Raw genomic sequence first — 24,856 nt, forward strand, 5'->3', positions numbered from 1 at the left:
GGCCGGGTTCGCCCCGGCCGGCGCCGGTCGCGTCAGGCACGCAGGTGCCGGGCCAGGAACCCGTCGTCGACGCCGGTCCAGCGGATCGTGCGGTGGTCGCCCGGGTTGGCGTGCAACGTCTTCTCCGGTGAGGCGAAGGCGTCGAACAACGCGAGCGCGGAGTCCCGGCTGACGTGCTCGTCGTCCCACGGCAGCAGGAACTGGACCGGCACGGTGATCCGTCGGGCCGCCGCGATCAGCGCGTCGTAGGCGAAGAACCCGCCGCCGAAGATGGCCGCGGTGATCCGGGGGTCGGCCGCCGTCAGCGGCACCCCGATCGCGGTGCCGAGCGTGATCCCGCCGCCGTAGCCGACGGGCGAGTCGGCGAACTCCGGCAGCGCGCGCAGCGCGTCCAGCGTGGCCTGCCATTCCGGCACGGCGCGTTCCACCAGCGAGGCGGTGTAGCGGACGCCGGCGGACTCGAACCCGGGCTTGTCACCGGAGTCCAAAGCCTGCCGGAGCGCGGCGCGGGCCCGCTCGTCGTCCGCGGTGCGCGGGCGGTCGCCGTGCCCGGGCGCGTCGATGGCGGCCACGTGGAAGCCCCAGGTGGTCACGGCGTGACGGGCGCGCGCGGCGAGCGCCGGGGTCTTCTTGTGCAGGCCGCCGCCGTGCCCCATCAGCACCAGGGGCGCGTGATCGGGAGCGGACGGGGGCGACCACAGCACACCGGGAACCTCGCCGACGGTGAAGTCGCGCTCGACGACCTCGTCGCCGGAAGATTCCGCGGTGAACCGGAAAGATTGCATGGGTTGACGCCTTTCGGGAGTGCTGCGGGAAAACAGGCGCTCCCGGCGATCCCTACGTCAACCGCCCAGCCGTGACGCCGAGGGGAGCACCCACGTGCGTGCCAGGTTCATGGGTCTCACCTCCTCGCGGTCCGTCACAGCAGCAGGCAGGTTAGCCGGTCTCGTCGCGCTCCGCACCGGCATTTCCGGTCGCGGCGATGACGCGGGCGAGCGCGGCGTGCAGCTGCTCCAGCTCCGCGACCTCCATGCCGAGCGTCTCCACGACCCGGTACGGGATCTTCTCCGCCTCCGCGCGCAGGTCCCGGCCGGACTCGGTCAGGTCGACCATCAGCGCCCGCTCGTCGGACCGGTTGCGTTCCCGCGTCAGGTAACCCAGCGCCTCCAGCCGCTTGAGCAGCGGCGAGAGCGTGGCCGGCTCCTGGCGCAGGGTCTCGGCCAGGTCCTTCACCGACCGGGGCGCGCGGTCCCACAGCGCGAGCAGCACCAGGTACTGGGGGTGGGTGAGGCCGTAGGGCTTGAGCAGCGGCCGGTAGATCCCGATGACGCTGCGGGAGGCCACGGACAGGGCGAAGCACACCTGCCGGTCCAGCGCCAGCGGGTTCTCGCCCAGGTCGATCGCGGTCATGTGGCCGAGCCTACTCCATCCGTGAGGGCACTGATAATTAATGCACTAACTTTTAGGGTACTGTGGGGCACGTGACCGAGCGCCGACGCCCCAATCCCCTCCAGTGGCTGTGGTACGCCCTCGGCGGCCGCCTGCCCGAGCAGCACCGCACCTGGGTCCTGCACGACGTCACCGCCAAGACCTGGCTGTGGCGGCACGCGGCGCGGGCCTCGGTGCTGCTCCTGCCGCTCATGCTGGTCTGGCTGCTGCTGCCCGGCCCGCTCACCCTGCGGCTGAGCCTGGTGCTCATGGCCGGGATCGTCGGGTTCTTCTACTCCCTCGTCTACGCCGAGGAGAGCGTCGAGAACCGGATCCGCAAGCACGGCTACCCCTACGGCACCGCCCGCAAGGTGCGTGCCGAGGCCAAGGAGGAGGCCGAGCGGGAGGTCAAGGAGCGCTACATCGCGCGCTACCGCTCGCCGCAGTAGGACACCAGCCAGTCCACCGTCCGGTCGAGCACCTCCCCGCCCGCCTCGCGGAACCCGTGCCCGGCGCCGGCAATCGTGCACCAGCTCGTGTGGTCGCGCGCCAGCGCGGCATCCCGCGCCACCTCGTAGGGCACGTGCTCGTCGGCGTCGCCGTGCAGCACCAGCGCGGGCACCGTGCTCGCCAGGAACGCCGCACGCGGGTCGAGCCGGGCGAACTCCTCGAACAGCTCCGCGCCCAGCTCGAACCGGCCCTCGATGTCCAGGAAACCGTTCTCCCGCAACGACGACCGGTCGCCGTAGAGCAAGCGGCCCCGCGGCAGCGAGGGCTCCAGGAACGTCGCGCGCAGATCGAGCACCGGCTGCCACAGCACCAACCCGGACAACCGATCGCCCAGTTCCGGCAACGACAGCGTGGTGCTCACCGCGCCGAAGCTGGACGCCACCACCGCGACCCCGCGGCCTCGCGCGGCCGCCCAGTCCACCGCCGCCCGCAGGTCCAGCCGCTCCCCCGCGATCGTCATGTCCCGGGGCCGGCCCGCGCTCGCGCCGTGCCCGCGGAACGAGAACCGCAGCACCTCGAAGCCGTGCCCGGTCAGCCGGTCCGCCAGCGCGCCGAACAGCCCGTTCTCGGTCAGGTCGCCGGTGATCCCGTGCGCCAGCACCACCACCGGGCCGTCCCCGGGGTGCCGACGGGCGTCCAGTGTCAGCCCGTCGGCCGTCCGCAGCTTCACGGCAGGTACAGCACGGCGGTCAGGATCATCCCGCCCAGCGCGACCACCCACGTGTAGGGCAGGGTCGAGATCATCGCCCGCTCCGGCCGCACCCCGGCGTACTGCGCGCTCCACACCGTCTGCGTGCTCGTCGGGTCGGAGACGCTGAACACCTGGTTGTAGGAGGCCATCAGGCCGACCACCGCGGGCATCGGGTAGATCCCGCCAGACACCAGGACGCCGGCGACCCCGGCGCCGAGGCCGAACACGTTGAGCGGCCCGCGGAACAGGCACAGCGGCACCAGCACCGTGAACACCAACACGAACGCGACCGCGCCCGCCGGGCTGATCGCCGACACGATCGGCGTCAGCGCGGACTTCGCGCCGGGCAGCTTGACCGCGGCCAGCAGCATCCCGATCGCGATGAACAACACGATCGGCGGGGCGGCCACGTCGAACGCCTTGTAGAGCGAGCGCAGCGCCTGCCCGTTGAAGTTGCCCCACCGGGTCGTGGTCAGCAGCGCGAACACCACGCCCGCCAGCAGCGACGGCACGATCGGCACCTTCAGCCCGAGCGCGAGCACGATCGGCACCAGCGGGGTGAGCAGCGCGTACCAGGGCGCGTCGCCGCGGCGGACCCGCGCGCTCGGCCGGGCGGCCTTGACCGACCAGGTGTGCCGGGCGCCGCGGCGGCGGGTCTCGATCAGCACGTAGGCGATGCCGGCGGCCAGGGCCAGCGGGAACAGCTTGATCATGATCGAGCGCACGTCGGACACCGGCGCGCCGAGCGCGTCGGACAGGAACTGCCACACCGGCAGTTCCAGCGGCGAGCCCGCGGCGATGCCCATCAGCACCGTGCCGCCCGCCACCACCGGGGCGACGCCGACCGCGATCATCGCGGGGATGCCGACCACGCCGGCGAGCATCGCGGCCGGGGCGGACCCGGTGATGCTGCCGCACAGGATGGCCACGGCGAACACGCCGAGCGCCACCACCGAGGGCCGCTCGCCGCCGAACTCCACGATCTTGCGGACCAGCGTGGCAGCGATTCCGGTGTCGTCCATCAGCGCGCCCAGCCAGGACCCGAGCAGCACCGCGATCATCGTCGCGGCCAGCGCGGGCGCACCGTTCTGCAGGACGGTGGTGAGGATGCTGTTCTTGTCCCCGGTCAGGGGCGCGCCGGACAGCACGGCGATGCCCAGCGCGAGCAGCACGAGCGCGAACGCGGTCGGCAGCACGCGGGTGAGCATCAGGACCACGCCGGCGGCCATCAGGGCCAGGATCGCGATTCCCATGGTCAGTCTCCAGCTCGCAGGGAGGCGGCGAGTGCCGCGGTGAGGAGCAGCGGGCTCTTGCCCAGGCCGCTGCGGCGGTGGGCGAAGCGGTGCGCGACGAGCTCGTCGGCCCCGGCGACGTGGCCGCGCACGCGGAACCGCCCGAGCCGCATGGCGGTGTGCCCGAGGCGCCGGTTCAGTTCGCGCCCGGCGCCGTGGTGCAGCCGGTGGTGGACCAGCTCGTGCGCGACGGCCGCGGCGCGCAGGGCCTCGGCCGGCACGTCGGCGTCCCAGCCGTGGCGGACCGCGATCCGGCGCAGCAGGGCCAGCGAGTCGCGGTAGACGGTGACGACGCCGCGGCGCGCGTGGTACTCGGCCAGCAGAACTTCGCCGTCGCGGCGGCCGCCGACGGCTTCGGTCACGCGCACCGGCGGGTCCGGCTCGTCCCGGTCAGCCAGTTCGTCGCCGAAGGCCAGCGCCGTTTCGGCCCACCGGGCCAGCTGCTCCGCGGGCCGGTTCTCGTGCGTGGGGGTCTCGCGCAGCAGCCGGACGGCGAGCTCCACATCGGACTGCCCGGTCACGGCCGGTCCGCCACGACAGCCACCACCGGCTCCTCCGGCGCGCGGGTCTTCAGCTCGGCGCCGATCAGGGCCACCAGCTGATCGCGGTCGAGCACCCCGGACAGGTCGGCGATCTTCGGGCCGACCAGCAGCCACACCGCGGGCGCGCGGGACCCGCCGTCGCCGTAGCGGGTGTGCCGGTCGACCACCGTCGCGAGCCGGCCCGGCGCCTCGCCGACCGTCGTGCTCTCCACCAGCGCGCCCGCGCTGTGCAGGCGGATCACGCCCTCGCCGTCGACGACGCGGACGTGCTGCACCGGACGGCGGAACCGGCGGCGCGCCCGCGCGCCCCACACCCGGTGCTGGGGCGTGGCCGCGAGTTCGGTGACCTCGGCGGCCGGGACGCCCATGCTGCGGGCCACTTCGGCCCGCACCGCGGCTTCGTCCACAGTGGCCGCCCGGTCCTTCGTGCGCAGCTCGGTGGCGCCGGTGGCGACCGCGCGGATCAGGTTGCGCCGCGGGTCGACCGTCACGTCCACCTCGACCCCGGCCGGGTCCGCGCCCTGCTCGATCACCGCCGCCTCGGCCGCGGCGCGGGTGGCGAGGATGTCGGCGTTGGACGGGCTGGGCACGATCCGCTCGACCGACTCGCGCACCAGTGCCAGCGCCGCGCCGAGCGGGCTGATCACCTCGCTGTGCGCGGCGAGCTTCCAGTCGTGGCCGGTGTCCTGCCCGAGGAACGGCGTCACCGCGGCCGCTCCCCCGCCCCCGCCGACGAGCGTGATGTGCTCCAGGCGGTAGGCACGCACCAGCTCGTCGACCACGGCCCGGACCGGTTTGACCGCCTGCCGCAGCACGGCGCGGGCGGCCTCTTCGACCGAGGTGCCGAGCGCCTGGGCGAGCGGCAGCAGCGCGAGCCGGGCGGACTCGGCGTCGCTGCGGGCGTAGGCCCCGGACGGGACCGCGCCGAGGGCGTTGGCCGCGCAGGTCAGGGTCAATGCGTAGCGGGCGCCGGACGGGGACTCCAGGGCGACGTAGTCGGCTGGGTCGTCCGGGCGCGGCGCGATCGTGATCAGCTTGGCGCCGGCCAGGGCGGAGGCCGGCGCGAAGCAGGCGTAGGACAGGCCGGCGATGTGGGCGCTGCGCGGCCCGACGTCGGTGACCGCCCGGCCGGAGAACCGGACCAGCGAGCCGCCGCCGATGCCGACCGTGCGCACGTCGAGCGCGGGCAGGTAGGTCTCCCGGCCGCCGAGGTGCGCGTGCCCGACCTGGACCCGGCCGCGGCGCACCACGCTGATGTCGGTGGAGGTGCCGCCGGTCTCCAGGAAGATCCCCTCGGACAGCTTCTCCCCCATCAGCGCGCCCGCGACACCGGCGGCCGGCCCGGACAACGCGGTCAGCAGCGGGCGGCGGCGCATCTCGGGCAGCGACATCACGCCGCCGTCGCCACGCATCACCATCAGCGGCGCCGTGATGCCGGCGCGGGTGACGCTGCGCTCGACCAGGTCGGCGGTGGTGATCATGCGCGGCATGATGCCCGCGTTGAGCACCGCGGTGCGGGCGCGCTTGGCCAGCCCGTACAGCCCGGTGATCTCGTGGGTGGAGGTGCCGGGCAGGCCCTGCTCGTGCACGGCCGCCATCACCAGCCGCTCACCATCGGGATCGTCCACACTGAACGGTTCGACCGCCACGACCACCTCGGCGCCGTCCGCACGCAGGCTCGCGATCGCCTCCTTCACCGCGACCGGATCACCCGGATCACGCACGGCGGCGAACCGGACGGGCAGTTTGCGGCCCGGCGCGAGCTCCAGCCTGCCCAGCGCCCGCAGGCGTTTCGTGGCGAAGCCGTCGAAGCCGGAGCCGATCCCGGCGATGCCCACGGTCGCCACGTCGCCTTCGAGCAGCGCGTTGGTGGCCTGCGTGGTGCCGTGCGCCAGGAACGACACGTCACCGGCCCCGATTCCAGCACTGGCCTGCAGTTTCTCCAGCGCCTCGAGGATCCCGGCGGCGACTCCGTCGGCGTGGTCGTGGCTGGTGGGAACCTTGACCTGGGCGAGAAATTCGAACGAGCGCGCGTCGACGGCGACGGCGTCGGTGAACGTGCCACCGACGTCGATGCCGATCCGGACACCAGCCCGGCGGGGATGTTGCGTCATTGCCACACCTCCTTGGTGTGAGGGGTCAGTAGCCGCGGACCTCGGGCCAGTGGCGTTCCACGCCGGACTGGTCGAGCAGCCGGGCGAACTCGTCGAACAGCTTCTCGTCGTCGCGGACCTGGTGCGGTTCCACTCCGCGGCGCAGCGCGAAACCGGCCAGGTGCCCGGCGACCTCGCCGACGTTCCACTCCACCGGGTGCAGCCGGTAGCAGCCGTTGGTGATGTGCGTCGTGCCGATGTTCTTCGCGGCCGGCACCAGGTTGCGCACCCGCCGCGGCAGCAGCGCCCCGAGCGGGATTTCGAACGGCACGCTGGCGACGTCGACGTAGTTGTCGCCGGAGGTCGAGGGGTGCAGGTCGATGCGGTAGCTGCCGATGCCGACCGAGTCGGCGTGCCGCTTGCGCCCGTGCGGGCCGAGGACGTCCAGCGAGACGTCCTGCTCGGTGACGGTGGTGACCGCCTTGATCCGCCGCGATTCCCGCACGTAGGCGGACTTCGCGAGGCCGTCCGCGGTGCCGGTCACGTCGTGCCGCAGCTTCAGCCCGGGGAAGCCGGTGCCGCCGTCCGCGCGGGGCGCCTCGGTCTGCAGCCAGTACAGCACCGACAACGACAGCTGCTTGGCCTCGTGGTGGGCGCGCGCGACGTCGTCGGGCCCGGTGTGGCCGTCGATCTCCAGCGCCGGCCGCAGCCAGTAGTCGTTGAGCGGCCAGTTGACCAGGGTGATGTCGGAGTCGAACGCGCCCGCGTCGTGCAGGCCGCGGGCCAGGATCCGGCGGAAGCCCCACAGCTCCTTGTCACCGGCGTCGGCGCTCTGGTCGGCGGTGATCGCGAGCGGGTCGCCGTCCGGGTTGGGCACGAAGGTGCGCTCGACCGGCTCCAGCGTGCGCGGGTCCGGCGCGAGGAACCCGAGCAGCGGGCCGGGCCAGAACTCCGGGGCGTAGGAGCGCCAGAAGTCGTACATCTCCGGCCGGTCGATCACGTGGTCCTGCCCGGCGTGGTGCGACAGCGCGAAGCAGTAGGTGATGCCCTGCAGGTTGGCCGGGTCGGCGTGCTCGGGGGCGTGCGGCTCGCCGTGCTCGTCACGCGACTCGGCGCCCACGGCGAACTCGGTGCCGGTCATCGGCAGCAGGTCGCCGTTCTCGGTGGCGTCCAGCACGTAACCGGCGCGGACGGTGGTGCGGGTGCCGTCCCGGCCCTCCAGGGTGACCGCGTCCACCCGGTCGCCGGTCGTCTCGGCCGCCACCGGGCGGTGTTCGAGCAGGACGGTGACGCGCCCGGCCGCGCGGTGCGGGGCGAGCATGGCCTCCAGCACCGCCAGCGCGACCCGCGGCTCGTGGCACAGCTTGCTGACCCGGCCGGCGCCGGGGTTGAGGTCGGTCAGGCGCGCGGCCTCCGCCCGCAGCGGGTAGTGGCGCCGGTAGTAGTCGCGGATGCCCTCGCGCAGGCGGCGGTAGGTCGCGGTCGAGCCGAACCGCTCGATCCACGGGTTCTCGTCCGGCGGCACGGCTTGCGCGGTGAGCTGGCCGCCGAGCCAGTCGGTCTCCTCGGTGAGCACGACCCGGTGCCCGCCGCCCGCCGCGGCCAGCGCGGCGGCGACGCCGCCGAGTCCGCCGCCGACGACGAGGATTTCGGTGTCGAGTTCAGGCATGGTCCCTCTCCGGTGCGGGGCCGGCGGTCGTGCCGGCCACGGGCGGGCACCGCAGCAGCTGCTGCGGCGTGGTCTCGGTTTCGGTGATCAGGTCGACGAGCAGGCGCACGGCGCGCCGGCCCATCTCGCGGCGCGGGATGTCGAAGCCGCTGACCGGCTCGTCTCCCGGGGGGCGGCCGAGCACCGCCAGCGACAGATCGTCCGGTGTGGACAGTCCAGCGGCGTCGAGTGCCTGGCGCACCGCGGTGTAGGCGGCGCCGGTGTCGGTTTCCTCCACGACGATCGCCGTCACGCCGTCGGCGAGCCAGCCGCGGACCGTGTCAGTGGTCAGCGCGGGCCCGTCGAGGCGGACGATCCGCGCGTCCGGCGCCGCCTGGCGGAGGCCGCGTTCGCGGTCGGCCGAGGAAGGCGCCTCGTCGGCTTCCCGCACGTACAGCAGGTTCCGGTGCCCCAGCCCGGCCAGCCGTGTGGCGACCTCGGCCGAGGCCGCGACGTAATCCGCGCCCACGTAGGGGATGCGGCCGCCGAGTTCCTCGCGCCGTCCGATGTAGACGAGCGGGAACCCGGAGTCGACCAGCTTCGCGATCGGCTCCTCGGGCACGTGCCGCCCGAAGAACAGGCAGCCGTCGGCGACGCGGGTGCGCCGGATCGCGGCCTCCCCGGACGCCTCGGCGCCGCTCAGCCCGGTGAACAGGATCAGGTCCTGGCCGAGCGCGGCCGCCTCCTCCTCGACCCCGACCAGGATCGGGTAGTAGGAGTCGGCCACCTCCATCGGGAACGTGGCGCGGAAGGTGTATAGGCCGAGCATGTTCGAGCGCGCCGACGCCAGCCGGGTCGCGACCGGGTGCGGCACGTAGCCTAGGTTCTCCGCCACTTCGAGCACCCGGCGGCGCGTCGACTCGGCCATCCGGACCCCGGACCGGCCGCCGAGCACGACCGACACCGTGGCCTGCGAGACGCCGGCGATGCGGGCGATGTCGGCCTGCCGGGGCATGTCACGCCTGGACGGCACGGTACCTCCTGCTGTTGCTAATGCGGATTAGCTGAGGCTCTGGCACGAGCAAAGCGGTGTCAAGGAACTTGTCCGAAACCGGACAAGGACGGGACTAATACGTATTAGCACCTTGACGCCACTCGAACGGGTCACGGACAGTCCCGTGTCGTCAACGCCGACGAAAGGGAGTCACCGAATGACCGAGCTCTCCCGCCGGGCCACGCTCAAGGTCGCCGCCGGGCTGGGCCTGGCGGCCTTCGCCGTCCCCGCCCTGCCCGCGCAGGCCGCCCCCGCGGGCTTCCCCGACTACCGGTTCCTGCGCACCGCGTTCGACAAGAGCGCGCTGAAGTACAACCCGACCGGCGAGCTGATCTTCCCGTGCATCCGCGGCACGGTCGGCCGGGTGCGCAACGCGCTGGGCCGCTACTACCTGTACTACGCGCCGCACGACGCGCCCGGTGGGATCTGCCTGGCCTACGCGGATTCGCTGGAGGGGCCGTTCACGGAGTACCCGGCCAACCCGATCGTGTCCAACGTGTGGGCGCCGCACTACTCGGTCAGCCACGTCTCGTCGCCGCACGTGATGTGGCACGCGCCGACGCAGGAGATGTGGCTGTACTTCCACGGCGAGAACACCACGACCCGTCTGGCGCGGTCGAGCGACGGCATCGACTTCACCTACGACAAGGTCGTGCTGTCGGCGTCGATGCTGCCCGCCGGCACCAGCGAGACGTCCTACGCGCGGGTGTTCGAGCACAGCCTGCCCGCGCTGGGCGCGAAGTACGTGATGGTCTTCATGATCAACAACCAGACGAACCGGCGCACGATCGGCTGGGGCTGGTCGGCCGACGGGCGGAACTGGGAGTTCGCGCAGGAGCCGCTGATCCGCCCGGAGGAGGTCGGCGCGCGCGACATCAGCGGGCCGTCGGTTCTGAAGCGCAACGGCAGCACTTACGTGGTGTACCACTGCAACATCGAGGCCGGCGGGTCGATGCTGATCACCGAGGTGGGCAACGACTTCAGCCTGCGACGGCACCTCGGCGTGTTCCACGCGCCGCTGCCCGGAGCCCCCGACAACGGCCGGTGCGCATCGGCGTCGTTCGGCACCGAAAACGGCGTGGAGTACATGTTCTACGAGGCGGGCGCCCGTTTGGAGGGCTCGATCGCGATCGCGCGAGCGGTCTAGGCGGCCATCGCCTGGTGGGCGCGGCGCAGCTGGAGGGCGAACCACAGGGCGCCGGCGCCGCGCAGCACCAGGGCGATTCCGAGCCAGATCGCGAGCGTGAGGATGGTCAGGCCGGGCCACACCAGGGCCACCACCCCGATCAGCAGGGTCACCACGCCGAGGCCGAGCCACAGGCCCCACATCGGCAGGCGCCGCCGCCACGCGAGTGACGCCGCGATCTGCCCGGCGCCCGCGACGACGAACCCGATCCCGACCACCACGGCGAGCGTGAGCAGCGTGATGCCCGGCCAGGCCAGCGCGATCACGCCGATCCCGATCCACACCACGCCGAGCAGGTAGAACGGCCACCGGGTGCGGTGCCGGTCGGCGGTGAGGATCTCGTCGAAGCCCTCGAACAGCAGGGCGATCGCGACGATCACGGCGAGCGTCCCCACCGCCACGGCCAGGTTCACCAGCAGCAGCACCCCCAGCACCGCGGTGGCGACCCCCAGCAGGGCGACCATCCACCACCGCCCGGTGACCCGCCGCAACTCACCGCCCGTCCCCTCGCCGAGCGTCACCCGGAACGCCCCGTAGGGCTGGTGCACGGCCATGACGGTTCCCCTTTCCGCAGCCGGAACAGCCACCGTAGGCCCGCGCCGCACACCCCGCCAGTCCGGTGGGATACCAATGGAATCCGGCTCGGCCCTTAGATCATTCGGCGGCTTGTGCAACCGCGCGCCCCCTGATTGCGTCGTACCCCGGACGAGTCATGGGGGTGGCGCGTGTCGAATCCACTGGTGGCGCAGGCCCAGTCGCAGACGACGGGCGTGACGGGGATCGGCATCGCCGAATCCGCGACCGACCTGGCCAACGGCATCAAGGACGGCTCCTGGGTCGAGGGCGGGCTGGGCGCGCTCGGCGTCGGCCTGGAAGTGCTGTCGATGGTGATCGACCCGCTCGGCACCCTCGCGCAGTACGGGGTGTCCTGGCTGATCGAGCACGTCCGGCCGCTCAAGGAAGCCCTGGACTGGCTGGCGGGCGACCCGCCGGTGATCCAGTCCTTCGCCGACACCTGGGCCAACGTCGCGACCGAGGTGAACACGATCGCGCAGGACCTGACCACCGAGGCGAACACGGGCACGGCAGGGTGGACGGGCGAGGGCGGCGACGCCTACCGCGCCAACGTCGCCGCCCAGACCGACGCGATCGCGGGCGCGGCCACACTGGCCGACGGGATCTCCACGGGCGTCCTGATCATGGGCCAGGTCGTGGCCATGGTGCGGGAGATCGTCCGCGACCTGGTCGCGGAACTGGTCGGCAAGCTCATCACCTGGGCGCTGGAAGCCGTGTGCACCCTGGGTTTCGCGACCCCGCTGATCGCAGCGCAGGCCACCACGGCGATCAGCAGCGCCATCACGCGGATCGCCGACCTGATCCGCAAACTGGTGAAGACCGTGGGGAACGCGGCGCCGAAGATCCGCCGGGTGATCGACAAGCTGGGCGAGATCATCGAGAAGCTCTCGGCGCTGGGGCGGAAGTTCGGCCGCCACGGCGACGGCCCGACCACCCCGTCGGCCGCGCGGAGCGGGGACGGGATTTCCACCCCCGACGTGGACGGCACACCGTCCACTCCGGACACCCCAGCGAGCCCGGACACCCCGGGCACACCCGGCACCGCAGGCTCGCTGCGCACGGCGGTGAGCAACGCGGGGAACAAGCTCCGCGATCTGGCCGTCAGCGCGAAGGAGAAGATCGGGCGCGCGCTGGGCGACCCGGTGGACATGGTCAGCGGCGAGGTGCTGCTGACCCAGACCGACCTCGACCTCCCCGGGGTGTTCCCGCTGCGGCTGGAGCGCATCCACCTGTCGAACCACCGTTCGGGCCGGTGGTTCGGCCTGTCCTGGGCGTCCACACTGGACCAGCGGATCGAGGTCGACGCCGCCGGGGTGGTGTTCGCCGCCGCCGACGGGAAGCTGCTCGTCTACCCGCGGGGCGACGACGGCAGCCTCGCCAAGGTGCCCATGGCGGGGCCGAGGCACGTCCTGGCGGGGAGCCAGCGCGACGGATACACGATCACCGACCCGGAAACCGGCCGGGTGCTCAGGTTCTCGGTGGTCGACCCGCGCTCGCCGGGGACCATGCCGGTCACCGCGATGTCCGACCGCAACGGCAACACCGTGGAGTTCCGGTACGACGAGGCGGGCGCCCCGGTCGAGCTGCGGCACTCCGGCGGCTACCGCGTCGGCGTCACCACCGAGTCCGGGCGCGTCGTGGCGCTGACGATGCTCGGCGCCGGCGCGGGCGGCGCCGACGTCCCGGTGATGCGCTACGACCACGACGAGGACGGCAACCTCTCCGCGGTGGTCAACTCCTCCGGGCTCGCCATGCGCTTCGCCTACGACGGGCAGAGCCGGATGACCCGCTGGAAGGACCGCCGGGGAACCTGGTACGAGTTCACCTACGACGACGCCGGCCGTTGCGTGCGCGGCACCGGGGCCGACGGCATGCTGAACAGCACCTTCGCCTACGACGCCGCGCACCGCCTCACCCGGCACACCAATTCGCTCGGCCACACGACGACCTTCCACTACGACGAGCGCGGACAGGTCGTCCGCCGCGTCGACCCCCTTGGCGGCACCACCACCAGCGAGTGGGACGACCGCGGGCGGCTACTCGCCGAGACGGACCCCGTAGGCGCGACCACGCGGTACGTCACAGACGAAGCCGGCGATCTGATCGAGGTGGTCCAGCCCGGCGGGGGCCGCCTGCGCGCCGAGTACAACTCGCTGCACCAGCCGGTCGCCGTCACCGACGCCGCCGGCGCGGTCTGGCGCTGGACCTACGACGAGCGGGGCAATCCCCGCACCAGCACGAGCCCCACCGGCGCCACCACCACCTACACCCACGACGGCCGTGGCCACCTGCTGGCCGTCACCGACGCGCTGGGGCACACCAAGCGGTTCGAGACCAACGCGGCCGGCCTCCCGGTGACCGTGATCGACGAGGTGGGCGCCACCACCCGGCACACCTACGACGGGTTCGGCCGGGTCGTCAGCACCACCGACCCGCTGGGCGGGGTGACGCGGTTCGGGTGGACCGTCGAGGGCAGGCCCGCGTGGCGGACCCTGCCCGACGGGTCGACCGAGCGGATGACCTACGACGGCGAGGGCGACACGGTGGAGCACGTCGACCTCACCGGTGCGGTCACGCGGATCGAACACACGCACTTCGACCTCAAGTCGGCCGAGACGACCGCGGACGGCGCGCGCGTGGAGATCCGCTACGACACCGAGCTGCGCCCCGTCGCAGTGGTGAACCAGCAGGGCCTGGAGTGGCGCTACTCCTACGACGCCGCGGGCAACCTGGTCCGGGAGACCGACTTCAACGGCCGGGTCCTGACCTATCGGCACGACGCGGCCGGCCGGGTGGTGGAACGGGTCAACGCGGCCGGCGAGGTGATCCGCTACACCTACGACGCCAGGGGCGCGGTCGTCGAACAGGTCACCGGTGAGGAGGTCACGACCTTCGAGCACGATCCGGCCGGGCGCATCGTGCGGGCCGTGAACTCCGCGGCCGAGGTGACCGTCTCCTACGACGCGGCGGGGCGGGTGCTCGCCGAGACGTGCGACGGGCGAGCGGTGTCCTCGGTGTACGACGCGCTGGGCAGGCGGGTGCTCCGCACAACCCCGTCCGGCGGCCGGACGGTGTGGAGCTACGACGCGGCGGGCCGCCCCCGCGCCCTGGAGACCGCGGGCCGGGCGATCACGTTCGCCCACGACGCGGCCGGGCGGGAGACCGAGCGGCGGTTCGGCGCCGCGGCGCTGAGCCAGACCTGGACCGACAGCCACCGCCTGCACACGCAGGTGCTCACCGCCACCGGCGGGGGCCGGGGGCCGCGGGTCACGCAGCGGCGCGCCTTCACCTACCGCGCCGACGGCGGTGTCACCGCGATCGTCGACCAGCTGGCCGGGCCGCGCCAGTACTCGCTGGACGTGCTGGGCCGGGTCACCGAGGTGCGTACGCCGGGCGGGACGGAGCGCTACTCCTACGACCCCGCGGGCAACATCACCTTCGCCGCGTCCGCCGGGGCCGGCGAGGACGGGCCGCGCGCCTACCGCGGCACCCGGCTGGACCGGGCCGGCGGCCTGCACCTGGTGCACGACGCCGAGGGGCGCGTCGTGCTGCGCAGGCGCCGATCGCTGTCCGGGCGGGACCGGACGTGGCGCTACGAGTGGGACGCCGAAAGCAGGCTCACCGCGGTCGTCACCCCGGACGGCGTCCGGTGGCGCTACTCCTACGACGCGTTCGGGCGGCGGGTCGCCAAGGAGCGCCTGGCCGCCGACGGCAAAACCGTGGTCGAGCGCACCGTGTTCAGCTGGGACGGCACGCGCCTGGCCGAGCAGGTCACCTCCGGCGACGGCAGCGCGACGGCGACGGCGTGGGATTGGCACCCGGAGAGCTGGCGTCCGCTGACCCAGGTGGAGCGGACCTCCGCCGCGGACGCGCCCCAGGGGTGGGTGGACAGCCGCTTCCACGCCATCGTCACCGACCTGGTCGGCACGCCGACCGAGCTGGTCGACCCGGGCGGGACGGTCGCCTGGCGCGCCACCACCGCGTTGTGGGGCGGCGCGGCCGGCGGTGACGGGGCCGCCACGCCACTGCGGTTCCCCGGCCAGTACCACGACCCGGAAACCGGCCTGCACTACAACCTGCACCGCTACTACGATCCGCTCACCGGCCGCTACCACAGCCCCGATCCGCTGCACCTGCTCGGCGGCCTCGGCATCCACTCCTACGTCCGCAACCCGCTGACCTGGCTGGACCCGCTCGGGCTGCACGGGTACGACGACTCGCACAAGACCATCGCCTTCACCGACCGCGTCAACACCCTCAGCGGCTGGGGCAGGCACGAGCCGCACTTCACCCGGCCCTCCTTCAACGACATGCGGCAGTTCCACCAGCAGATCGGCCACCCGCTGGTCGCCGAGCCGAACGGACGGGACCTGGGAGTGTTCGGGCGGTACTTCGCGATGCACGCCGAGCGCCAAGCCGCCTACCTCGACCCCGACGCGCCGATCCGCGTGTCGTCCACGATGTGCGACGACTGCCAGGGGTTCTTCCTCGCCCTTGCGCAGCACCGCGGGATCCCCCAGCATGTCTCCGACCCGCACCACGATTTCACCTTCCACACCAACGGGACGATGAGTGCCACACCTCGACACTGACACCCTGACCCGCCTCGCGGACGCGTTGCCGCCCGACGGCGCACTGCCCTACGCCGACCGGCGCGCCATCCACACCGAACTGGGCGACGACGCGCTGTCCAGGCTGGAACTGCTGTGCGCGCAACGGGTCCGGCCGATCTGGGACGCCGCGTTCCCCGGCGACGACGAGCCGGTGCGGCTGCTCGCCGCCGCGCAGGCCGACCCCGCCGCCACGGGCCTGAAGCAGGCCGTCCGGGACGCGCACACCCACCTGGACAACCTCTCGCTGCGCGGCGGCACCGCCGTGTCCGCCGGTCTCGCATACTGGGCCGTGGCGCGCAACCTGGTGTTCGGCAGGCCAGAGGAACCCGGCGACGTCGACGACGAGACCGACCTCGACCCCGACGACTGGTCGCCCTGCTTCTACGCGGCCAACGCCGCGGCGGGCGGTCCTACGTGGCTGGACGGCAGCGACTCCGCCGCCCGGCGGGAGTTCTGGCGCTGGTACCTGCTCGAAGCCGTGCCGGCGGCCGCGCGGTCCTGACCCGCGCCCGGTGACCGTCCGCACCGACGGCTCCTCCATCGGAGCCGCGCGGATCACCGGACGAGTGCCCGCGCCGTGCCCGTCGTCACCGCACCGGGCACCGCGCGCGGCCCGAAGGGAGGAGATTAGTCCCTCCACCGCCCGGGTAACTCCTGCGCCGTGGACACGGCAGGCAAGATCACCAAGGCCCGCGAACCCGACGACCCGCCCCGCCCGCGCCGGCGGCCCAGGACCGCGAGAGCGTTGACCTGCCTGGGAATCCTGCTCTCCTCGGCGCTGCTGCCGGGTGCCGTGGCGCAGGCCGCGCCCGCCCCGCGGGTGCTGCTGAACCAGGACTTCCCGGACCCCGACGTGCTCAAGATCGGCACCGACTACCACGCCTTCGCCACCGGCGGCCCGTCCGGCCGGATCCCCGTCGCCGTCGCCAAGGACGCCGACGGGCCGTGGCGCGTCACCGGCGACGCGCTGGCCGCCGATCCGTCCTGGGTGGACCCCAAGGGCGGCTACTGGGCGCCCGACGTGACCCGCCGCGCGGACGGCACCTTCCTCATGTACTACGCGGCGGTGTCCAAAACGGACCGGCACCGCTGCATCGGCACGGCGGTCGCGAACTCCGTGGCGGGCCCCTACCAGCCGGCCGGGGACGCGCCGCTGATCTGCGACCCTGGCGACAAGGGCGACATCGACCCGCAGACCTTCCAGAGCCGCGACGGCACCCGCTACCTGCTCTACAAGGGCGAGCACCCCGGCGGCGGCGCCTCGGCGATCTTCGTGCAGAAGATGACCCAGGACGGCACCGCGCCCGACGGCCCGCGCACCGAGATCCTGCGCGCGGACCGCCCCGAGGAGAAGGGCATCGTCGAAGCGCCGGTGATCACCCAGCGCGGCGGCCAGTACGTGCTGTTCTACTCCGCCGACGACTACCGCAACGCCACCTACCAGACCCGCTACGCCACGGCGTCCTCGCTGACCGGCCCGTACACCAAGGCCGACCAGCCGCTGCTGACCACCGAGTCGGTCGGCCACGCCACCGAAGGCCCCGGCGGGGCGGACGTCGTCGGCGGGCGGATCTACTTCCACGGCTGGCTCAACGGCCAGCGCGCCGCACGCGGCCTGTTCGGCCTCAACCTGGAGTTCGTCAAGGGCGTGCCGCAGGTGTCCTAACCGGACTCCCCCGCGAACCGCGCCTCGAGATCGCTCACCTCGGGCAGCCCGACGAGGTCGGTGAACTCGCCGAACGACGGCAGTCCGGGCAGCGCGGCCGCGGGGGTCCCGTCCCGGCGCACGGTGTCCAGCAGGGCGCGGACCCCCGCGGTCGCGGCGAGCAGCGTGCCGATCGGGTAGAGCACGAGCGAGAAGCCCAGCTCGCGGATCCGCTCCAGGGACAGCGGCGGGGTGCGGCCGCCCTCCGCCCAGTTGAACACCAGCGGGGCGGCCCCGGACAGCTCCCGCGCGACGGTGGCGATGTCCTCCTCGCTGGTCGGGGCCTCCACGAACAGCAGGTCGGCGCCGGCCTCGGCGTAGGCGCGGGCGCGCTCGATCGCGTCGGCGAGCCCGTGCACGGCGGCGGCGTCGGTGCGCGCGATCAGCACGAAGTCCGGATCCCGGCGGGCCGCGGCGGCCGCGCGCAGCTTGCCGGCCATCTCCTCCCGCGGGATGACGGCCTTGCCGCTCAGGTGCCCGCACTTCTTCGGGCTGACCTGGTCCTCCAGGTGGATGCCCGCCACCCCGGCCTGCTCGTAGGCCTGCACGGTGCGGACCACGTTGAGGGCGTTGCCGTAGCCGGTGTCGGCGTCGGCGATCACCGGGACGTCGACGGCCGACACGATCCGCCGCGCGTTGTCGATCATCTCCGTGCCGGTCAGCAGGCCGACGTCCGGCCGCCCGATCAGCGAGGCGGTGGTGCCGAACCCGGTCATGTAGACCACGTCGAACCCGGCCTGCTCGACCAGGCGCGCGGTGAGCGCGTCGTAGGCCCCGGGCGCCACCAGCGGCCCCGGCGCCGCCAGCAGCTCCCGCAACCGCTTCCTCGGCGCGGGCCCGCGGCCCAGCAGGTCTCCCACCACGTCCTCCTCGTGCCCGGTCGCCCCGGCGTCCGTCACCTACGCTAGTCCGCAGGGCGGCAGGCTCACCGAGTGGACAACGGCGCAACGTTCGTGCAACGTTTTACCTGTCCGGGTAGTCGAGTGAGGGGTGGCTGGATGCGGACCGTGACGGGCCCGGCGGATCGGATCGTCGTGGTGGGGGCGGGACTGTCCGGGCTGGCGGCGGCGCTGCACCTGGCCGGGCGGGGACGGCAGGTGACCGTCGTGGAGCGCGAGCCGGTGCCCGGCGGCCGGACGGGACGCCTGGACCTGGGCGGTTACCGCATGGACACCGGGCCCACCGTGCTGACCATGCCCGACCTGGTCGACGAGACCCTCGCCGCGGTCGGCGACAGCGTCGCGAACCGGCTCGACCTCGTCCCGGTCACCCCCGCCTACCGCGCCCGCTTCGCCGACGGCAGCAGCCTCGACGTGCACAGCGATCCCGAGGCGATGACCGAAGCGGTGCGGGCGTTCGCCGGGCCGTCCGAAGCGGACGGGTACCGGCGGCTGCGCGAGTGGCTGACCCGGCTGTACCGGACCGAGTTCGACCGGTTCATCGCCGCCAACTTCGACTCCCCGCTCGCCCTGGTCACCCCGCACCTGGCCCGGCTGGTCGCGATGGGCGCCTTCGGGCCGCTGGACCGCAAGATCGGCCGCTTCCTCCGCGACGAGCGGCTGCGCCGGGTGTTCTCCTTCCAGTCGCTCTACGCCGGGCAGTCGCCCCAGCACGCGCTGGCCGTGTACGCGGTGATCGCCTACATGGACACCGTGGCCGGGGTGTTCTTCCCGCGCGGCGGCATGCGCGCGCTGCCCGACGCCCTGGCCGCGGCGGCCGCGGACGCCGGGGTGGAGTTCCGCTACGGCGCCGAGGTCACGGCGCTGCGGCGGTCCGGCTCCCGGGTGACCGCGGTGGAGACCACCGGCGGCAGCCTGCCCACCGACGCGGTCGTGCTCACCACCGAACTGCCCGCCGCCTACGAGCTGCTCGGCCGGACCCCGCGACGGCCGGTGCCGCTGCGGCCCGCGCCGTCCGCGGTCGTCGTGCACGTCGGCACGCGGCGGCGGTGCGACACCGCGCACCACACCATCCTGTTCGGCGCGGCGTGGCGGCGGACGTTTCACGAGCTGATCCACGAAGGGCGGCTGATGAGCGATCCCTCCCTGCTGGTGACCCGTCCGACGGCCACCGACCCCGCGCTCGCGCCGGACGGGCGCGACCTGCTCTACGTGCTGGCGCCCGCGCCGAACCTGCGGCGCGGCCCGGTGGACTGGGACCGCGTCGGGGACGCCTACGCCGACGAGGTCCTCGGCCACGTCGCCGAGCGGCTGCTGCCCGGGCTCGGCGACGGCATCGAGGCCAGGCACGTCGTCACCCCGGCCGACTGGGCGCGGCAGGGCATGCTGGCCGGCACGCCGTTCGCGCTGGCGCACACCGTCGCGCAGACCGGCCCGTTCCGGCCGCGCAACCTGGTGCGCGGCACCGGCAACGTGGTGCTCGCCGGCGGCAGCACCGCGCCCGGGGTGGGCGTGCCGACCGCCCTGGTGTCCGGCCGCCTCGCCGCCGACCGCATCACCGGCGCCCACGTGACCCGCCCACTGGTGGCGGCGCGATGACCGGGGCCCTGGACGCCGCCGGGATCACCGAACCGCGCCTGCGCGAGGCCTACGTCCGCTGCCGCCGCCTCAACGCCGAGCACGGCCGCACCTACTACCTCGCCACGCGCCTGCTGACCAAGGCGCAGCGCCCGGCCGTGCACGCGCTCTACGGGTTCGCCCGCTTCGCCGACGACATCGTCGACTCCGCTCCCCCTGGCAGCGATCCGGCCGGCCGCCTGGAAGCGCTTTCCGCGGAGCTGTTCGCCGGGCTGGACAGCGGCCGCAGCGACGACCCGGTTCTCGCGGCCGTGGTGGACACCGCGGGCCGCTACGGGATCCGCCGCGACCTGTTCACCGCGTTCCTCGACTCGATGCGGATGGACCTCACCGTCACCGGCTACGCCGACCGCGCCGCCCTGGACCGCTACGTGTACGGCTCGGCGGAGGTGATCGGCCTGCAGATGCTGCCCGTGCTGGGCACGGTCGGCGAGCCGGCGGAGGCCGCGCCCTACGCGGCGGCGCTGGGCAAGGCCTTCCAGCTGACCAACTTCCTGCGCGACGTCGCCGAGGACCTCGACCGCGGCCGCGTCTACCTGCCCGCCGACGAGCTCGCCGCGTTCGGCGTCGACCGGGACCTGCTGCTGTGGTGCCACCGCAACGGCCGCACCGACCCCAGGGTGCGCGAGGCGCTGGCCGCCCAGCACGCCACCACCCGCGAGATCTACGCCTACGCGCGCGACGGCATCGACCGGCTGCACCCGGTGTCCCGGCCGTGCATCGCGACCGCTCTGGTGCTGTACTCGGAGATCCTGGACCGGATCGAGGCGGCCGGGTTCGCGGTGTTCGCCCACCGGGCCCGGGTCGGCCGCGCCCGCCGGGCGCGGCTGGCGCTGTCCGGGCTGGCGCGGGCGATGTGGGCGCGGCGCGGCCGGCGGGCGGCGGACCTGACCGCGGCCGCGACGGAGAGGTGGGCGTGAATGGACCACTACCAGTACCTGCTCGTCCTGGCGGGGTGCCTGGCGATCACCCTGCCGCTGGAGTTCCTGGGCGCGCGCGTCTACCGGCGCCCGGTCGCGCTGGCGCGCGCGGTGCTGCCGGTCGCGCTGGTGTTCCTCGTCTGGGACGCGATCGCGATCGCCGCCGAAGTCTGGTGGTACAACCCCGACTACGTCACCGGGGTGCGGCTGCCGTTCGCCATCCCGCTGGAGGAGCTGCTGTTCTTCCTGGTCATCCCGGTGTGCGGGGTGCTGACCTACGGGTGCGTGCAGGCGATGCTCGGCCGCCTGCGGGAGCTGCGGAAGGTGCGCCGGTGACCGGGCTGGGGTACACGCTGCCCGCGGTGCTCGCGGTGATCGCCGTGTGCGCGTGGGAGTTGCTGCACCTGCGCACCGGGCTGTTCCGCAAGCCCGCGTACTGGATCTCGATGGCGATCGTGGTCGGCTTCCAGATCCCGGTGGACGGCTGGCTCACCAAGCTGTGCGCGCCGATCGTGCTGTACGCGCCCGAGCACACCAGCGGGCTGCGCTTCCCGTGGGACATCCCGGTCGAGGACTTCCTGTTCGGGTTCGCGCTGGTCACCGCCGTGCTGCTGCTGTGGGAACGGCGCACCGCCAAGGAGGAGGCATGACCCTGGACCGCACCGGACTGGCCCGCCACGAGGTGCCCGGCGCGTTCGACACCGGCGCCGCCGCCTACGACCGGCTGGTCGGCGCGAACCCGGGCTACCACGAGCACCTGCGCCTGTCGGCCCGCCGGATGCGCCTGCCCGGCGGCGGCCGGGGCCTGCGCCTGCTCGACGCGGGCTGCGGCACCGGCGCCTCCACCGCCGCGTTGCTCGCGGCCGCGCCGCACGCCGAGATCGTCGCCTTCGACGCCTCCGCGGAGATGCTCGCCCAGGCGCGGCGGAAGTCCTGGCCCTCGACCGTCCACTTCGTCCACAGCCCGGTCGAGGAGCTGGCCGCGTCCGGGATCTCCGGGCCGTTCGACGGGATCTTCGCCGCGTACCTGATCCGCAACCTCGCCGACCCGGACGGGCAGCTGCGCGCGCTGCGGGCGCTGCTGAAGCCGGGCGGCACGTTCGCCGCGCACGAGTACTCGGTGCGCGACTCGCTCGCCGCCCGCCTGGTGTGGCACGCGGTGTGCTGGAGCATCATCATCCCGGCCGGGCGGGTGGCGACCGGCGACGCGACGCTCTACCGGCACCTGTGGCGCAGCGTCCTCGCCTTCGACGGCGCCGCGCGGTTCCGGCAACGGCTCGCCGGCGCCGGGTTCACCGCCGTGCACAGCGAGACGATGACCGGCTGGCAGCGCGGCGTCGTGCACACCTTCCTGGCCACCAACCCCGAGGAGCCCGCGTGACCGACCGCCGCGCCGTCCGGCACCGCGCCCCCGCCGGTGCGGCGGACGCCCGCACGCTGCCGCACCGGCCGGAGGTCGTGGTGGTGGGCGGCGGGATCGCCGGGCTCACCGCCGCCACCGGGCTGGCCGAGCGCGGCGTGGCCGTCACGGTCGTCGAGCGGGAGGACGAGCTCGGCGGGCGGGTGTCGGCCTGGACGGACCGGCTCGCCGACGGCAGCACCGTGTCGATGAGCCGCGGCTTCCACGCGTTCTTCCGGCAGTACTACAACCTGCGCGCGCTGCTGCGCCGCGCCGACCCGGACCTGTCGCGGCTGCGCCCGGTCGCCGACTACCCGCTCGTCGACGGCGAAGGACGCCGCGACACCTTCCGCGGGCTGCCCAGCACGCCGCCGTGGAACGCGCTCGCCTTCGCGCTGCGCAGCCCCACCTTCCGCGTCCGGGACCTGCTGCGGCTCAACGCCCGCGCCGCCGCGCCGCTGGCCGCGGTGTCCGTGCCGGGCACCTACGACCAGCTCGACGACGTGGACGCGGCGACCTTCCTGGAGCGCATCAACTTCCCGCCCGCCGCCCGGCACCTGGCGTTCGAGGTGTTCTCCCGCAGCTTCTTCGCGCCGCCGTCGGAGATGTCGGCCGCGGAGCTGGCGACGATGTTCCACCTGTACTTCCTCGGCTCGTCCGAGGGGCTCGTGTTCGACGTGCCGGACTCGGCCTACGACACCGCGCTGTGGGAGCCGCTGCGGGCGTACCTGGCGGGTCTGGGGGTGCGGTTCCGCACCGGCGCCGAGGCCGGATCCGTGGCGCGGGACGGCTCCCGCTGGTCGGTCGACGGTCTCGCCGCCGACGGTGTGGTGCTCGCGGCGGACGTGTCCGGGCTGCAGTCGATCGTGTCGGCGTCGCCGGATCTCGCCGACGAGGAGTGGCGGTCGCGGGTGCTCGGGCTGCGGATCGCGCCGCCGTTCCTGGTGCACCGGCTGTGGCTGGACCGCCCCGTCGCGCCGGACCGGCCCGCGTTCCTCGCCACCGGCGGGCTCGATCCGCTGGACAACATCAGCGTGCTGGACCGCTACGAGCGCGAGGCCGCGACCTGGGCCGCCGAGCACGGCGGGTCGGTCGTCGAGCTGCACGCCTACGCCTGCGCCGACGAGCTCGTCGCGCTGCGCAAGCAGCTGGTCGACCGGCTGCACCAGCTGTACCCGGAGACCGCGGGCGCGCGGATCGTCGGCGAGCTGGTGCAGTGGCGGCGGGACTGCCCGCTGTTCGGCGTCGGCGACTTCGCCCGCCGCCCCCGCGTCCGCACCCCGTTCGACGGGGTCGTGCTCGCCGGGGACGGGATCCGCATCGATCTTCCGGTCGCGCTGATGGAACGCGCGGCCGCGACCGGCTGGCACGCCGCGAACTGCCTGCTCGCGCGGTGGGGGCTGGCCGGGCACGAACTGACCACCGTGCCGGTCCGCGGGCGGTTCGCGCCGCTGCGGGCCCTGGCCGCGTTAGGAGGGTGAGATGGCACCGCGCTGGCCCCGGAACTGGCCGCTGCAACCGATCCCGCGCACGCCGTGGGCGCGCCAGGAGCCCACGTACCGCGACGCGAAGCCGTCGCTGATCGAGGCCGCGCTGAAGCGGGCCGAGGCGCGGCCGTCGGGGAACTGGTACGTGTTCGCGGCGAGCCGGGACGTGCGCGGCGACCGGCCCTACGGGTTCTCCGTGGCCGGGATCGAGCTGGTCGCGTGGCGGGACCGGGCCGGGAAGCTGCTGGTGGGGCCCGGGGCGTGCCTGCACCTGGGCGCGCCGATGGCGCTGGGCGCGGTCGACGACGGCGGCCTGCTGTGCCGGTGGCACGGGCTGCGGCTGGACGAGCGGTCGTGCCGCCCCGCGTTCGACGACGGAGTGCTGGCGTGGGTGCGGCTGGACCGGGCCGGCGGCGAGGAGCCGTTGCCCGCGCCGGTCGTGCCCGCCCGGCCTGCAGGTGGGGTGGACTCGGTGGCGCGGCTGGAGGGTGTGTGCGAGCCGCGGGACGTGATCGCCAACCGGCTCGACCCGTGGCACGGCTCGTGGTTCCACCCGTACTCGTTCACGCGCCTGAGGGTGCTGTCCGCGCCGGCCGAGGTCGACGTGGCCGAGGAGGACGACCGGTTCGTCGTGTCGGTGACCTTCCGCGTCACCCCGACGCTCGGCGTGCCCGTCCAGGCGGAGTTCACCTGCCCCGGCCCGCGGACGATCGTCATGCGCATCACCGAGGGCGAGGGGGTCGGCAGCGTGGTCGAAACGCACGCCACGCCGCTGGGCCCGGGCCGCGACGGCCGCCCCCGCACGGCGGTGATCGAGGCGGTGGTGGCGGCGTCGTCCCGCCCCGGCTTCCGGTTCGCCCGGGCCGCCGCGCCCGCGCTGCGCCCGCTGATGCGCCACGCGGCGGCCCGCTTGTGGAAGGACGACCTCGCGTACGCCGAGCGGCGCTACCAGCTGCGCAGCGAGGACTGGAGCCCCCGCGACACCCGGGCGTGAGGGCTCGTCCAGCCGCCACCTGGAATCCTGCCGCCCCGCCGACCGGGCCGCCCGCGCCCGCCTTCACGGGTGGACCAACCGCGCAGGCAGGCCGGGTTGGCGGCGGCGCCCCCGCACCAGCCCCCGCCGACCGGTCCCCACCACCACCGGCGCCTTCACGAGTGGACCAACCGCGACGGCC

22 protein-coding genes are annotated in these 24,856 nt (G+C 73.8%); 12 read left to right on the forward strand and 10 right to left on the reverse strand.

The genetic code is table 11. The annotated features are described in order from the left end of the window. Positions 1–32: 32 nt before the first annotated feature. Both ABZ193_RS21505 and ABZ193_RS21510 read right to left on the reverse strand, forming a co-directional pair. A complete protein-coding gene (locus tag ABZ193_RS21505; RefSeq protein WP_354711227.1) occupies positions 33–785 on the reverse strand; it encodes an alpha/beta hydrolase in 753 nt (250 codons plus the stop codon). Positions 786–936: 151 nt separating this feature from the next. Next, positions 937–1,410, reverse strand: a complete 474-nt coding sequence (locus ABZ193_RS21510) for a MarR family transcriptional regulator (protein ID WP_017982263.1) — start codon at positions 1,408–1,410, stop codon at positions 937–939. 71 nt (positions 1,411–1,481) lie between these two features. Here ABZ193_RS21510 and ABZ193_RS21515 point away from each other — a divergent pair, with 71 nt between their 5' ends. Continuing rightward, positions 1,482–1,877: a DUF5313 family protein gene (locus ABZ193_RS21515; RefSeq protein WP_237335069.1), complete on the forward strand. Its 396-nt coding sequence runs from the start codon at positions 1,482–1,484 to the stop codon at positions 1,875–1,877. Here ABZ193_RS21515 and ABZ193_RS21520 read toward each other — a convergent pair. The 6 genes from ABZ193_RS21520 to ABZ193_RS21545 are packed head-to-tail and all read right to left on the reverse strand — an operon-like array spanning position 1,859 to position 9,219. Then, complete coding sequence (locus ABZ193_RS21520; protein ID WP_354711228.1) at positions 1,859–2,608, reverse strand: alpha/beta fold hydrolase; 750 nt, start codon at positions 2,606–2,608, stop codon at positions 1,859–1,861. The two genes, ABZ193_RS21515 and ABZ193_RS21520, sit on opposite strands and share 19 nt — an antisense overlap. Beyond that, positions 2,605–3,882 carry a hypothetical protein gene (locus ABZ193_RS21525; protein WP_020423237.1) on the reverse strand — a complete coding sequence of 426 codons (1,278 nt, stop codon included), beginning with the start codon at positions 3,880–3,882 and terminating at the stop codon, positions 2,605–2,607. Before ABZ193_RS21525 ends, ABZ193_RS21520 begins: the two co-directional genes overlap by 4 nt. A gap of 2 nt (positions 3,883–3,884) precedes the next feature. Beyond that, a complete protein-coding gene (locus ABZ193_RS21530; protein WP_354711229.1) occupies positions 3,885–4,442 on the reverse strand; it encodes a hypothetical protein in 558 nt (185 codons plus the stop codon). Next, positions 4,439–6,577 carry a hydantoinase/oxoprolinase family protein gene (locus ABZ193_RS21535; RefSeq protein ID WP_354711230.1) on the reverse strand — a complete coding sequence of 713 codons (2,139 nt, stop codon included), beginning with the start codon at positions 6,575–6,577 and terminating at the stop codon, positions 4,439–4,441. The genes ABZ193_RS21530 and ABZ193_RS21535 overlap by 4 nt, the downstream gene beginning before the upstream one ends. Before the next feature lie 25 nt (positions 6,578–6,602). Then, the gene (locus ABZ193_RS21540) at positions 6,603–8,225 is read right to left on the reverse strand and encodes an FAD-dependent oxidoreductase (RefSeq protein WP_354711231.1); all 1,623 of its coding nucleotides are present in this window, start codon (positions 8,223–8,225) and stop codon (positions 6,603–6,605) included. Further along, complete coding sequence (locus ABZ193_RS21545; protein ID WP_272881978.1) at positions 8,218–9,219, reverse strand: LacI family DNA-binding transcriptional regulator; 1,002 nt, start codon at positions 9,217–9,219, stop codon at positions 8,218–8,220. Before ABZ193_RS21545 ends, ABZ193_RS21540 begins: the two co-directional genes overlap by 8 nt. 196 nt (positions 9,220–9,415) lie before the next feature. Here ABZ193_RS21545 and ABZ193_RS21550 point away from each other — a divergent pair, with 196 nt between their 5' ends. Continuing rightward, on the forward strand, positions 9,416–10,405 hold the full coding sequence (locus ABZ193_RS21550) for a hypothetical protein (protein WP_354711232.1): 990 nt from the start codon (positions 9,416–9,418) through the stop codon (positions 10,403–10,405). Here ABZ193_RS21550 and ABZ193_RS21555 read toward each other — a convergent pair. Next, positions 10,402–10,998: a DUF308 domain-containing protein gene (locus ABZ193_RS21555; RefSeq protein WP_020423231.1), complete on the reverse strand. Its 597-nt coding sequence runs from the start codon at positions 10,996–10,998 to the stop codon at positions 10,402–10,404. The genes ABZ193_RS21550 and ABZ193_RS21555 overlap by 4 nt on opposite strands. Positions 10,999–11,169: 171 nt before the next feature. Here ABZ193_RS21555 and ABZ193_RS21560 point away from each other — a divergent pair, with 171 nt between their 5' ends. From ABZ193_RS21560 to ABZ193_RS21570, 3 genes are all read left to right on the forward strand, one after another. Further along, positions 11,170–15,612, forward strand: coding sequence for an RHS repeat-associated core domain-containing protein (locus ABZ193_RS21560; RefSeq protein ID WP_237335077.1), 4,443 nt, complete (start codon positions 11,170–11,172; stop codon positions 15,610–15,612). Continuing rightward, the gene (locus tag ABZ193_RS21565; RefSeq protein ID WP_237335078.1) at positions 15,593–16,135 is read left to right on the forward strand and encodes an Imm5 family immunity protein; all 543 of its coding nucleotides are present in this window, start codon (positions 15,593–15,595) and stop codon (positions 16,133–16,135) included. Before ABZ193_RS21560 ends, ABZ193_RS21565 begins: the two co-directional genes overlap by 20 nt. Before the next feature lie 159 nt (positions 16,136–16,294). Then, positions 16,295–17,299 (forward strand): glycoside hydrolase family 43 protein, encoded by a 1,005-nt coding sequence (locus ABZ193_RS21570; protein ID WP_237335079.1) that lies wholly within the window; start codon positions 16,295–16,297, stop codon positions 17,297–17,299. Here the strand turns inward: ABZ193_RS21570 and ABZ193_RS21575 are convergent. Beyond that, positions 17,296–18,237, reverse strand: a complete 942-nt coding sequence (locus ABZ193_RS21575; protein WP_354711234.1) for an oxaloacetate decarboxylase — start codon at positions 18,235–18,237, stop codon at positions 17,296–17,298. The two genes, ABZ193_RS21570 and ABZ193_RS21575, sit on opposite strands and share 4 nt — an antisense overlap. Before the next feature lie 99 nt (positions 18,238–18,336). Here ABZ193_RS21575 and crtI point away from each other — a divergent pair, with 99 nt between their 5' ends. Genes crtI through ABZ193_RS21610 form a run of 7 tightly spaced genes read left to right on the forward strand, consistent with a single transcriptional unit; the run spans position 18,337 to position 24,675 of the window. Next, complete coding sequence (crtI, locus tag ABZ193_RS21580) at positions 18,337–19,836, forward strand: phytoene desaturase family protein (protein ID WP_354711235.1); 1,500 nt, start codon at positions 18,337–18,339, stop codon at positions 19,834–19,836. After that, positions 19,833–20,795: a phytoene/squalene synthase family protein gene (locus tag ABZ193_RS21585; protein WP_354711236.1), complete on the forward strand. Its 963-nt coding sequence runs from the start codon at positions 19,833–19,835 to the stop codon at positions 20,793–20,795. The genes crtI and ABZ193_RS21585 overlap by 4 nt, the downstream gene beginning before the upstream one ends. Next, positions 20,796–21,131 (forward strand): lycopene cyclase domain-containing protein, encoded by a 336-nt coding sequence (locus ABZ193_RS21590; RefSeq protein ID WP_020419109.1) that lies wholly within the window; start codon positions 20,796–20,798, stop codon positions 21,129–21,131. Next, on the forward strand, positions 21,128–21,445 hold the full coding sequence (locus tag ABZ193_RS21595; RefSeq protein WP_354711237.1) for a lycopene cyclase domain-containing protein: 318 nt from the start codon (positions 21,128–21,130) through the stop codon (positions 21,443–21,445). Before ABZ193_RS21590 ends, ABZ193_RS21595 begins: the two co-directional genes overlap by 4 nt. After that, positions 21,442–22,176, forward strand: coding sequence for a class I SAM-dependent methyltransferase (locus tag ABZ193_RS21600; RefSeq protein ID WP_020419107.1), 735 nt, complete (start codon positions 21,442–21,444; stop codon positions 22,174–22,176). Before ABZ193_RS21595 ends, ABZ193_RS21600 begins: the two co-directional genes overlap by 4 nt. Further along, on the forward strand, positions 22,173–23,675 hold the full coding sequence (locus tag ABZ193_RS21605) for an NAD(P)/FAD-dependent oxidoreductase (RefSeq protein WP_354711238.1): 1,503 nt from the start codon (positions 22,173–22,175) through the stop codon (positions 23,673–23,675). Before ABZ193_RS21600 ends, ABZ193_RS21605 begins: the two co-directional genes overlap by 4 nt. Before the next feature lies 1 nt (position 23,676). Then, positions 23,677–24,675: a DUF5914 domain-containing protein gene (locus tag ABZ193_RS21610; RefSeq protein WP_354711240.1), complete on the forward strand. Its 999-nt coding sequence runs from the start codon at positions 23,677–23,679 to the stop codon at positions 24,673–24,675. Positions 24,676–24,856 lie beyond the last annotated feature (181 nt).

Source organism: Amycolatopsis sp. NPDC006125, assembly GCF_040614195.1.
Classification (GTDB): Bacteria; Actinomycetota; Actinomycetes; order Mycobacteriales; family Pseudonocardiaceae; genus Amycolatopsis_E; species Amycolatopsis_E tucumanensis.

What these genes read in the sequence shown, in the direction of transcription:
- ABZ193_RS21505 (WP_354711227.1), bottom strand. Translation starts at nt 785, where the DNA reads ATGCAATCTTTCCGGTTCACCGCGGAATCTTCCGGCGACGAGGTCGTC.
- ABZ193_RS21510 (WP_017982263.1), bottom strand. Translation starts at nt 1,410, where the DNA reads ATGACCGCGATCGACCTGGGCGAGAACCCGCTGGCGCTGGACCGGCAG.
- ABZ193_RS21525 (WP_020423237.1), bottom strand. Translation starts at nt 3,882, where the DNA reads ATGGGAATCGCGATCCTGGCCCTGATGGCCGCCGGCGTGGTCCTGATG.
- ABZ193_RS21535 (WP_354711230.1), bottom strand. Translation starts at nt 6,577, where the DNA reads ATGACGCAACATCCCCGCCGGGCTGGTGTCCGGATCGGCATCGACGTC.
- ABZ193_RS21540 (WP_354711231.1), bottom strand. Translation starts at nt 8,225, where the DNA reads ATGCCTGAACTCGACACCGAAATCCTCGTCGTCGGCGGCGGACTCGGC.
- ABZ193_RS21545 (WP_272881978.1), bottom strand. Translation starts at nt 9,219, where the DNA reads ATGCCCCGGCAGGCCGACATCGCCCGCATCGCCGGCGTCTCGCAGGCC.
- ABZ193_RS21550 (WP_354711232.1), top strand. Translation starts at nt 9,416, where the DNA reads ATGACCGAGCTCTCCCGCCGGGCCACGCTCAAGGTCGCCGCCGGGCTG.
- ABZ193_RS21555 (WP_020423231.1), bottom strand. Translation starts at nt 10,998, where the DNA reads ATGGCCGTGCACCAGCCCTACGGGGCGTTCCGGGTGACGCTCGGCGAG.
- crtI (WP_354711235.1), top strand. Translation starts at nt 18,337, where the DNA reads ATGCGGACCGTGACGGGCCCGGCGGATCGGATCGTCGTGGTGGGGGCG.
- ABZ193_RS21585 (WP_354711236.1), top strand. Translation starts at nt 19,833, where the DNA reads ATGACCGGGGCCCTGGACGCCGCCGGGATCACCGAACCGCGCCTGCGC.
- ABZ193_RS21590 (WP_020419109.1), top strand. Translation starts at nt 20,796, where the DNA reads ATGGACCACTACCAGTACCTGCTCGTCCTGGCGGGGTGCCTGGCGATC.
- ABZ193_RS21600 (WP_020419107.1), top strand. Translation starts at nt 21,442, where the DNA reads ATGACCCTGGACCGCACCGGACTGGCCCGCCACGAGGTGCCCGGCGCG.
- ABZ193_RS21610 (WP_354711240.1), top strand. Translation starts at nt 23,677, where the DNA reads ATGGCACCGCGCTGGCCCCGGAACTGGCCGCTGCAACCGATCCCGCGC.